This window comes from Moorena sp. SIO3I6 (genome assembly GCF_010672095.1).
Map to the genome: position 1 here is coordinate 1 of NZ_JAAHHU010001657.1, position 1,095 is coordinate 1,095.

2 protein-coding genes are annotated in these 1,095 nt (G+C 42.5%); one reads left to right on the plus strand and one right to left on the minus strand.

All coding sequences use genetic code 11. From position 1 onward, the window contains the following. A partial coding sequence (locus tag F6K49_RS52060; RefSeq protein ID WP_293107457.1) for an ATP-binding cassette domain-containing protein occupies positions 1-220 on the minus strand: 220 nt, incomplete at its 3' end. 327 nt (positions 221-547) lie between these two features. On the opposite strand from F6K49_RS52060, the gene F6K49_RS52065 reads away from it, so the two are divergent. Beyond that, entirely contained in the window at positions 548-742 is a 195-nt protein-coding gene (locus F6K49_RS52065) for a hypothetical protein (protein WP_143727580.1), read from the plus strand. The last annotated feature ends 353 nt before the right edge of the window (positions 743-1,095 follow it).

The window sequence follows — 1,095 nt, forward strand, 5'->3', positions numbered from 1 at the left end:
GTCGTACTGCCATAGAATTTTCATGAACATCATAATTAGCAATTCGGGCAGTACCATGGGTTGCTGGTAAATAGCCTGCCAAAATTCGCATGGTAGTGGTTTTCCCTGCACCATTCGGTCCAAGGAAGCCTAGGATTTCTCCTGGTTCAACCCTGAAAGTAACATTCTCTATCGCTGGGGTGGTGCCATAGATTTTGCTTAGATGCTCTACTTCTATCATAGTCTTAAGTATTACGTGTTAAGTATTAGGTATTAAATATTACCTGTTAAGTATCACTTGTTATAGATAAAGTTTTAAGTGTTAATTATTAAATATTAAGTAGTAATTATTAATTACTAGGTGTTAAAAATTACCTGTTAATTACCATTTACTGACTAATATGGTTAAATCTATTATTCACGTTAACCCAGTCACTGGTAAGGATAGCGATACTGGTGATACTGTTCCATTTAAAACGTTGACGCTTCGCACTTTCTATTGCCACTGCTTGAACTACCATTCACTTAGCACCTGGCACCTATAATGCGGCTAGTGGAGAACAAGTCAGTGAAAGAATCTTCTGACATTTCTGGCATTTATGAAGATTGGAAGGATATTCCTGGTTATGCGACCGTTGCAGTTGCGATTGACATGCAGGTCACGCGGGGCGCGAACGCATTTATCTATCAGGCCTTGGTTAAGGCAGGACGTGTCACTGAGTTCAACTCACCGTATAGTGTTTTCATGAGTCCTAAGTCCTGATTTCAGTGACTAACCAACTCACTACCAAAACTAGTTGCAAGTTCCAGGTTGCAGGTTGCAGGTTACAGGTTGCAGGTTGCAGGTTACAGGTTGCAGGTTGCAGGTTGCAGCTTGTAGGTTACAGGTTGCAGGTTGCAGGTTGCAGGTTGCAGGTTGCAGGATATAGGTTATATTCCCAAGCGACTTTGCCCGAAGCCGCTGTGTGTCGATAATTTGTCACCTTTTTACCTTTCCACCTGGAATCGTACCACCTTCCCACCTTGAACCCTTTTACCCATGACCAATGACTCAGATTTAGCCATTGCCTATGCCCTTGCCTTGCTCAGTCACTATGGGTTTGAGCTCAGGGGTTA